The sequence below is a fragment of the Tetragenococcus solitarius NBRC 100494 genome (genome assembly GCF_001544195.1).
GTDB classification, from domain to species: domain Bacteria; phylum Bacillota; class Bacilli; order Lactobacillales; family Enterococcaceae; genus Tetragenococcus; species Tetragenococcus solitarius.
In genome coordinates this window covers 1-8,803 of record NZ_BCPY01000059.1, presented here as the reverse complement: position 1 = coordinate 8,803, position 8,803 = coordinate 1, and the positions used below count along the sequence as shown (strand labels likewise).

The 8,803-nt window shown below is 33.7% G+C and carries 10 protein-coding genes and 1 pseudogene; 2 read left to right on the top strand and 9 right to left on the bottom strand.

Going from position 1 to position 8,803, the window contains the following annotated elements:
* The 9 genes and pseudogenes from TS1_RS11685 to gnd all read right to left on the bottom strand — a co-directional run.
* Positions 1 to 285 (bottom strand): annotated as a pseudogene (locus TS1_RS11685) (HAD family phosphatase); the annotation flags it as partial.
* Positions 286 to 413: 128 nt separating this feature from the next.
* The gene (locus TS1_RS11680; protein ID WP_068710656.1) at positions 414 to 860 is read right to left on the bottom strand and encodes a PTS sugar transporter subunit IIA; all 447 of its coding nucleotides are present in this window, start codon (positions 858 to 860) and stop codon (positions 414 to 416) included.
* Positions 861 to 865: 5 nt separating this feature from the next.
* Positions 866 to 1,753 (bottom strand): hypothetical protein, encoded by an 888-nt coding sequence (locus tag TS1_RS11675; protein ID WP_068710655.1) that lies wholly within the window; start codon positions 1,751 to 1,753, stop codon positions 866 to 868.
* 19 nt (positions 1,754 to 1,772) lie between these two features.
* Positions 1,773 to 2,276 (bottom strand): PTS system mannose/fructose/N-acetylgalactosamine-transporter subunit IIB, encoded by a 504-nt coding sequence (locus tag TS1_RS11670; protein WP_068710654.1) that lies wholly within the window; start codon positions 2,274 to 2,276, stop codon positions 1,773 to 1,775.
* Positions 2,277 to 2,294: 18 nt separating this feature from the next.
* Positions 2,295 to 3,152, bottom strand: coding sequence for a PTS system mannose/fructose/sorbose family transporter subunit IID (locus tag TS1_RS11665; RefSeq protein WP_068710653.1), 858 nt, complete (start codon positions 3,150 to 3,152; stop codon positions 2,295 to 2,297).
* Positions 3,153 to 3,166: 14 nt separating this feature from the next.
* Positions 3,167 to 4,000 carry a PTS mannose/fructose/sorbose/N-acetylgalactosamine transporter subunit IIC gene (locus TS1_RS11660; RefSeq protein ID WP_068710652.1) on the bottom strand — a complete coding sequence of 278 codons (834 nt, stop codon included), beginning with the start codon at positions 3,998 to 4,000 and terminating at the stop codon, positions 3,167 to 3,169.
* A gap of 16 nt (positions 4,001 to 4,016) precedes the next feature.
* Positions 4,017 to 5,123 (bottom strand): iron-containing alcohol dehydrogenase family protein, encoded by a 1,107-nt coding sequence (locus tag TS1_RS11655; protein WP_068710651.1) that lies wholly within the window; start codon positions 5,121 to 5,123, stop codon positions 4,017 to 4,019.
* A gap of 2 nt (positions 5,124 to 5,125) precedes the next feature.
* Complete coding sequence (locus TS1_RS11650; RefSeq protein ID WP_068710650.1) at positions 5,126 to 6,136, bottom strand: D-isomer specific 2-hydroxyacid dehydrogenase family protein; 1,011 nt, start codon at positions 6,134 to 6,136, stop codon at positions 5,126 to 5,128.
* 5 nt (positions 6,137 to 6,141) lie between these two features.
* Positions 6,142 to 7,047: a phosphogluconate dehydrogenase (NAD(+)-dependent, decarboxylating) gene (gene gnd, locus TS1_RS11645; RefSeq protein ID WP_068710649.1), complete on the bottom strand. Its 906-nt coding sequence runs from the start codon at positions 7,045 to 7,047 to the stop codon at positions 6,142 to 6,144.
* Positions 7,048 to 7,195: 148 nt separating this feature from the next.
* Here gnd and TS1_RS11640 point away from each other — a divergent pair, with 148 nt between their 5' ends.
* Positions 7,196 to 8,074: a MurR/RpiR family transcriptional regulator gene (locus tag TS1_RS11640; RefSeq protein WP_068710648.1), complete on the top strand. Its 879-nt coding sequence runs from the start codon at positions 7,196 to 7,198 to the stop codon at positions 8,072 to 8,074.
* 18 nt (positions 8,075 to 8,092) lie between these two features.
* On the top strand, positions 8,093 to 8,725 hold the full coding sequence (locus tag TS1_RS11635; RefSeq protein WP_068710647.1) for a bifunctional 4-hydroxy-2-oxoglutarate aldolase/2-dehydro-3-deoxy-phosphogluconate aldolase: 633 nt from the start codon (positions 8,093 to 8,095) through the stop codon (positions 8,723 to 8,725).
* The last annotated feature ends 78 nt before the right edge of the window (positions 8,726 to 8,803 follow it).

Below are 8,803 nucleotides of genomic sequence, written 5' to 3'. Positions count from 1 at the left end.
ACAAAAATAAGGTTTTAACATTATTTTATTATTTATCAATTGTTCATAAAAATATCTTTCGCGCCAGTTACGAATTCTTTGAGCTGTTGTTTTGCTATTCGTATAAGCAATTAATTCTCTGGTGTTTTCTTCTGGGCTTCTTCCAGCCATTCTGGCGACAAGCTCTTCTAGCAAATCAATATTCATCGCTTTTGCGCCATAGATCCATCCTTCACGATAAACTTTTTCGGACTCAATAATTAAACCATCCATATCAAAAATAACAGCTCGTAAATCTTTAGACATCCGTTGTAAAACCTCCTATTGCACCTTTACTTTTGACTACTAGCTACAAGACAAAAAACTAACAAATAACACAGACTATCTTTAAAAAGTCTCGATGTATTTGCTAGTCTTTAAGTATTATTTATCAATTAAAATTCATCTTCATCTTCTTCATCAGTAGAAGCTGATAACGCATTCCAATTTTCTATACCTTGCTTCCCTTGTTCTACTATAGCTTGTACTGCTTCACCAATATTTGTATCGATCAATTGATGATTGATCGCTTCTAAAACCATTGGAAAGTTGACACCTGAAATAAGATGCACTTGACTTTGCAAATGCTCATCTAACTTACTAGTGGCTAGAACGGTCTGATTGTATGGACTAGCACTCAGTAAGTCAGCCAATATGATAACACCATCGTCATCATCAACTTTATGAATTGCCTTAGCGATTTTATCACCTAACTCGTCAACTGCATCCCCTAAATTTAAATTGACTGTTTCTAAGCGTTCAACTGAACCGATAACAACACTAGCAGCATCCTTAAATCCGTCACTTAAACACCCGTGTGTAGCAATCACAATTCCTATCAATAACTTTACCTCCTTTCGATTTGTTTAAAAAATGCATCTAGCTTGGTAAAATTTACTTTATTTATTTTTCTAGATTTCAAAGTCTCTTTACTTAAAAATAGACGACGAATTTCTTCGCTGTTATTGGTGAGCGTAAGTAAAAATTTACAATTTGCTTCAAGACTCCCATCTATTTTTTCTGCGAAATAATTCTGGTATAGTTGTTTTTCTTTATTTGTCACAACAGATAAATTATCCGTGCCCCCAATAGTGTCTAATACATATAAAGTCTGCGTATTTTTATTAAGCTTTGCTAAAATTTTTTGTATCGATTTATCCCCTTGGCAACCATTATCATAAAAAGCAAAAGCAAACTTCGATTGCGGATGGTCAGCTATATATTGTAATAAGAACAAGATAGAAGAATTATTCCGAATCGTGTTATTCCTTTCTGGCCAGCCTCTAGTTATTTTACCAAAAGTCCAAAAATAAATGATATAAAAGAGCACAAGAAGAGCTGTTTTAAAAGTAAACGCACTATTAAAAACAGGAATGCTAACATAATAAGTCAATATTACCCCTAAAATAAGCATAAGTATCGCAAAAAAAACAATAGGATAAGTTGTTTTTTTCCGTTGGTTTTTGGTGTCAAAAAAATTGTAAGCTCCGTAATAGACGGCTGGAGTATCATAATAAGTAGCTAAAACATATCGTGCTTTTTCCAAATTTCCGACCACAATATGATAGCTATTTTTATCCTCCTTATCTCCTCTAAGCTCTACATCATCTCGAATAGCAGTTAAATCAGTCAAAAAACTCTGCAAAAATTTTTTCTTTTGTTTTTTTGTATACCTTACTTTAAAAAGATAATTATAGCGGACGACCCAATCATTAAATTGTTCTACATTAACCATATGTTAGCATCCTATCTAATTATTTAAATTTTGCCAGTACTTCTTTTAATGACACTTTTGTATCTGAAGGTGTTGTCTGGAAATAAATATTCTCTACACCATAATCTTCATTCAATTCTTTTAACTTCATCGCATCTTCTTTATTTAAATATACAGCTTTTGTTACTTTAATATCTTTTTCAGCATCTTTTTGTGCAATACCACCAATATTCAGCTCTTTCATTGGTATTCCATGCTTCACTAATTCGTAAATAACATCAACAGTTTTTGTAATAAGGATGCAACTATATTCTTTAAAATCAAACTCATCCCAATAATATTTACACTTATCTGTTGTCATTACAATTGTTTTTTGTCCTGTTCTTCCGCCAGCACTTTTGTACAAACTTTTCATGAACTTATCCTTAGCAACAACGTCATCTACGACAAAAATTGAATTAACACCATTTCTTTGTGACAATGTCATCATTACCTGTCCATGAATAAGCCTCTCATCTACTCTTGCTAAATTAACAACACCCATATAAAATTCTCCTTTTTTCTACAAAATCCCAACTGCAGCTAACACAATTAAAATAGCAGTCAACCATAACAACGCTTGAGTAACTTTTAATCCTTTTTTATTGTAGTAGAAGTACACACCCATTACAGTAGCTAGGGGTAAAAGACCTGGAACAATTTCATCAAGTATATCTTGAATCACAAATTCTCTTCCTGAAAGTGAAAACTGCAAGGAAGATTCTACTTCAATATAGCTACCAGCTAAAATGCCCATCATGAAAAGCCCTAAGATTGATAAGATATCAATCATTGTCTTAATACCCGCGCTTTCCATCAAACTTGTTGCGTTTCTCCCTAATGTAAATCCTTGCCTTGCAAAAAATAAGCCAATAGCAAATTGATAACTTGCAAATAAAATAAACGGAATCAATGCTCCTAAAGGACTCCCATTTTGAGCCCAGGGTACAGCAATTGCGATAAAAATATACTGAATGGTTCCTGAATCGATCGCATCTCCAATACCAGCTAATGCTCCCATCAAACCTGCTTTTGTGTTATACATCAAGTCATCAGTCATCGTCACTTCTTCATTATCATGCTCTTGGCGTGCCCGTTCTTGTTCCATCGAGGACATTAAACCAGTGATGATTCCTCCGCCCCATGTTAATTGCGTATTAAAAAATAACAATTGCCGTTTATAAGCTGCTTTGAGCTGTTCGTCATCTTTATATAACTTTCTCAAAATAGGCATTAAACCATAAAGTAATGCAGGTGCAATATATCTTTCAAACGAATGTGGAATTTCGTTAGCAAAGTGCCATCTTAAATAAGACTTTGCAACATCTTTTTTTGTAATTTCTTCAGGTTTGCTAACATTGTTTTCGTTATTTTCAGCCATTGTTTTTAACCTCCTCAAAAGTCATCATCGTCATCGTCGTCAAAATCATTACCATTTGTCGTTGCTGTAGCTTTTTGATTTCCGTCACCCCTGCCATTTTTTGCAAAAACAAAAATTAAAGCAATCAATGTACCTAAGATTGCATACGTAACCATAGTAATTTCTAATTCAGCAAAAATTACACTCATAAAATATGCTAACAAGAAGAAAACTAAATAATCTTTTCTCCCTATAACATAAATAGTAGTTGCAATACCAATGGCAGCTAGTCCACCACCGACAACTTCAAGAACATGCAGAATGACCGTTCCTTCTAATGCAGAAATAACATCAGCAATAACTGGCGCTCCCCAATATAATGCAACAAACATTAATGGGACAAATAAAAGAAAAGAAGCGATCGTTGGTAACCAGATAATAGACCTTTGGATGGCTTTGTCGTCTAACTTTTCAACAGCACTGTCCGTATATTTTCCTAAGAATGTATTAATAAAAAACCTAAATTGATATAAGTAGCTTCCTAATAAACCAACTGGCACAGCGACTGAAATAGCTGCCTCTGGTTGCAGACCACCCAGCAATGCGACTGGTACAGCCACACCTGCTGCTACTGCAGGTTCAGAAGGCATTTGTCCTCCTGGAGAAAAAACACCCATATAAATAAGTTGAATGCCAGCGGTTATAACCATTGCTTGCGCTATATCATTCATTACAACTCCACAGAATAGTCCTGTCATTAATGGGGAGAAACGTAAAGTTAATGTAGCCCCACCACCAAGCCATCTAGACATAATTGAAGCAACCCATAATGCAATTAGTAAACTTTGTATTACCGTTAATGTACCCAAAATTACTCCTCCTTGCTCACTGTTTATTTATATAATTTTCTAAACTAAACATTGCTTTTTTTAACTTTTCAGTATCTATTTCAATAGGAATCAAATGAACTTTTGCTTTGCTATTAATAAAATTCGTAATATTATCACTCGCTTCATCAGAAATAGGTGTCAATTTCATATCGGACAAAGAACGTGGCAAATTTAAAGAAGCGTAAAAAGGTAATAGTTCATCGATAAATGACCATCTTTCTTCAAGCGCTAATTGATATAAAATCCCATACGCAACTTTTTCTCCATGTAAAAAGTCATGGCTTGCAGGTAAATATTTAGAAATAGCATCGTGCATGGCATGTGCTGCTGCGTTCCTAGCATATTTATCCCCTAGACCGCCAACTAATCCCGCGACTGCAAAAACAATTTCAGACAAATTTACAAACTCATCAGAAACAATATTATTTTCCATATCCTTAATTGCTTGATCGCTATAGTCTAAAATAGCATTTTTACACAAAACTGATGTATATTGCGCGGTTTGCAGGAAAGGGAAATCTTTTAACGAACTTTGTTTCAAAATTAAGTCCGATTCATACCATTTGGCAATTGTATCTGCTAAACCTGCGACAAAATATCTAGTTGGAGCATCAATAACAAGGTAAGGGTCTGTAATGAAAAATGCAGCTTGTCTTAAATAGTGTTCAGATTTGCCTTCAGATTCCCCAGATTCCTTATACATAACCGAAAGTGGTGTCCAAGGGGCACAGTTACTAGCTAATGTAGGTATCACACCACAAGGTAAGTTAACAACATGCGCACTATATTCCACCAAATCTGCTAGTTTGCCTCCTCCTACACCCACAATGAAACTAATATCATTTTCTTCGACTTGTTTAGCGATTAATTCAGCTCCATAGTAACTACATTCTCCTGTATATTTATGGTAGATAAATTCGTATCTGCTATCCGATAGGAAAGTCATAAAAGGTTTAGCTTTCTCCCATGAAATTTCTCCATGAACAACCAAAATTTTCTCTGCACGATATTCATCTAAAATTTGTGGTACAAACTCATCAATAGCTCCTTGCGAGTATTTATAAAATTCTGGCCCTGCTTTTACTTTCAAGTCTTGTAACATTTTTATACCACCTCTTGTAAAATATATTTACTTTTATCTTGTACGGAACGTTCTGGTAATTTTCCTTTTACAACACATTCACAATCAGTCACGCACTTGTCTCCCATATTTTCTAAACACTCCATGGTATAAGCTGAAGTATGAGGAGTTAAGACAACGTTTTCATTTTTTAGATAAGGATGTGTAGAATCACCTGGTTCATTTTCTAGTACATCAGTTGCTAAACCAGCAATTTTTCCTGTTTTTAATCCTTCGGCTATCGCTTTTTCATCTAATAAAGCACCTCTAGAGCTATTTGAAATATAAACATGTTCTTTCATCTTAGCTATTTCATCAGTGGAAATCATATGATAATTTTCTTCGGTTAAATTAGCACATACACAAATAACATCTGATTTTTGTAATAATTCATCTAGTCCTACTTTCTCCACACCAAATTGAGCTAATTCTAATTTTGATTTATATGGATCGTAACCAATGGTTCGACAACGAAAGCCAAGTCGAAGTGATTCTGCAACACAACTTCCAGTATTTCCTACTCCAATGATCCCAGCTACTTTTCCATATAATGTATTTCCAACAAATTTTGCTCGATCCTGCCAGCGATTATTCCTTACACTTTGCTGTGATTGCGAAGTTTTACGTAAAATATTCATCAAATTGGTAATGTTGTTTTCCGCAACAGCATCTCTTTCTACTAAAGCTGAAACAATTGATACAATCGTGTTATGTTCTCTAGCAGCAACAAGATCAATATTGTTATAGCCAATTCCATGACGACTAATTAATTTTAGCTCATCTTTAAAATCGAAAAATTCTTTTGTGAAAAATGGAGTAACGCTGGAAATGATAATGTTGTACCCATGTAATCTTTTAGCAAGCTCCTCCCCTCTTATTCCACTCTCAAAAGTAAAATGTTGTACTTCTCCAAGTTTTTCCAAGCGTTTCATATGATCGGTAAAAATTTTTCCAAAACTACTTGAATTAACAATAGCAACTTTATTTTCAGCCATTAAATCTACTTCCCATCTTTTTCAAAAGTTTTATGTCCGCCAAATCCTTGTCTTAGAGTAGAAACAACTTTATTAGTAAAGCTATCTTCTATTTGGCTAGCGTTACGTACAAATAAAGAATTAGAAATGATTGGGACTGGCACCCCTAGTTTTAATGCTTCCTCAATTGTCCATTCAGCTTCACCACTGGCATTGACTTTTCCTTTTATCTTTTCTAACTTAGGATCTAATGTAAAACTCTTAACTAATAATTCCATTAGCCAACTCCTAATAACTGAGCCATGATTCCATACTTCAGCAACTGCCTCATTATCAAATTTATATTCAGAAGCTTGCAAAATATCAAATCCCTCACCAATAGCTTGCATCATGCCATACTCTATTCCGTTATGCACCATTTTCAAATAGTGACCAGCCCCCGCTTCTCCTGCATAAATATAACCGCTTTCACAAGCAAGCGATTTAAAAAAAGGTTCCATAATATTGAAGGTTGGTTTATCTCCTCCAATCATCAAACAAGCACCATACCTTGCGCCTTCTATTCCGCCAGAAGTCCCACAATCAAGAAAAGAAATACCTTTTTGCTTTAGTTTTTTATAATTTTTCACGCTATCATGATAATTAGAATTCCCACTATCAATAACGATATCTCCATCGTTTAAATTTAAACTCAACTCATCTACCAAATGGTTTGTAATTTCTCCTGAGGGAAGGCTAATAAAAATTATTTTTCTACTTTCTAAACGGGCAAGAAGATCTTTTAAAGAATTTTGCACTTTTACTTTCTTTTCTATAGCGAATTTACGTACTTTCTCATTTACGTCAAAACCAATAATATCCCATTTGTCATCTATTAAATTTAGTGCCATGTTTAGCCCCATTTTACCAAGTCCTACAAATCCTACTTTCACTAAGTTATCCTCCTGTATGTTATAATTTATATATATATTACGATTAAAGTATAGCAAATATTTTTTTCTATGTAAAGGCTTTAAAAAATAAATTTTATTTTTTATTCATTTTATGGTAAACTTTTTTTATATTAGGAGTGGGTTATTTATGGTCGAAACTTATTTGACAAAGATAATAAAACAGCACTATCATACATTTAGTGATACTGAAAAAAAGGTCGCTGACTACTTTTTGGAAATTGGAAATAACGCAGTAGCAAAGACGATTGCTAATATTTCTGATGATATTGAAGTTTCACAAGCAACGATCTTTAAATTTGTAAAAAAAATAGGTTTTAATGGTTTTCAAGATTTCAAAATTTCTATTGCAAGAAATGCTAATTCATCTGTAATTGATCCTTCAATTATTGCGTACACTGATATTGATGAAAACGACTCAAGTTATCAGATAGCCAGCAAGGTCATCAATGCAAACATAGCTTCGATTAATAATTTTATGCAATCAATCACCGAAGAAAAGTTAGATAACATTTTATCTATGATATATAATTCTGAAACCATTCATTTTTTTGGTATTGGTGGTTCTTCTGTAATCGCTTTTGATAGCTATCAAAAATTTTTGAGAACGAAGTATAGTTGTGATTATATATTTGATTACCACCTACAATTAATGTACACAACAAAGTTGACCGATAAGGATCTGATTTTTTTATTTTCACATTCGGGTCAAAGCATCGAAACGCTAAATTTAGCTAAAGAAATTGCTAAAACATCTGCAAAATTAGTTGTTTTAACTGGTAATTCAACATCTGAATTAATTAATCTAGCTGACGAAACAATTATTGCTTATAGCGAGGAGTCAAAATTTCGTACAGAATCTTTATCGGCTAGAATTTTGTATTTATCTTTAATGGACATATTTTATGTTAATGTAATGTACCATGACAATGTTGACAGTTATAAATCTATGGACAATATACGTTCGGCATTATCTGTGAGCAAAACAGACAATGACTATATATTATAAAATTCAGAAAGGATAACAATGGAAATGAATAGTTTTTTCAAAAAATTAGAAAGCGAACACTTTTTGCCTTTATACACAGTTACATCGATGGAATATCTTGCTAAAGCAGAAAATATTTTAAAGAACAATAACCTTAGTTTTATTGAGATAACTTATAGAAGCGAACTAGCAAGTAAAGCTATCAAACAATTGTCCGAAAGCGATGAATTGATCGTAGGTGCTGGGACGGTTCGTAGTTTAGACACTGCCAAAGAGGCGGTTGAAAATGGTGCAAAATTTATTGTTACTCCTGGCTTTAGTGATGAAATTGTTACGTATTGCATAGAAAAAAATATTCCAATATTGCCTGGAACTGTTACTCCATCTGAAATTATGCGCGCGCAATCGTATGGTCTTAAGGTAGTGAAATTCTTTCCTGCTAATGTTTATGGCGGACTTGATGCGGTTAAGTCTCTTAGTGGTCCGTTTTCTGATATTAAATTTGTGCCAACAGGCGGAGTAAATAAGACCAATTACCAAGAATTTATTGAAAATCCTAATATTCTAGCCATTGGCGGTTCTTTTATTCTTTCGGAAAAAGCTATAATAAAAGACGAAGGTTTTTCGGCTGAGCAATCGTTAGCGGAATTAGTGGCGCCATATGCAGATTGATAGTTTTTAAGAGAATAAACACAATTGACAACAGCCCCTATTTTTTACAAAAAAGCAACTGTACAAGAGAAGTTATTG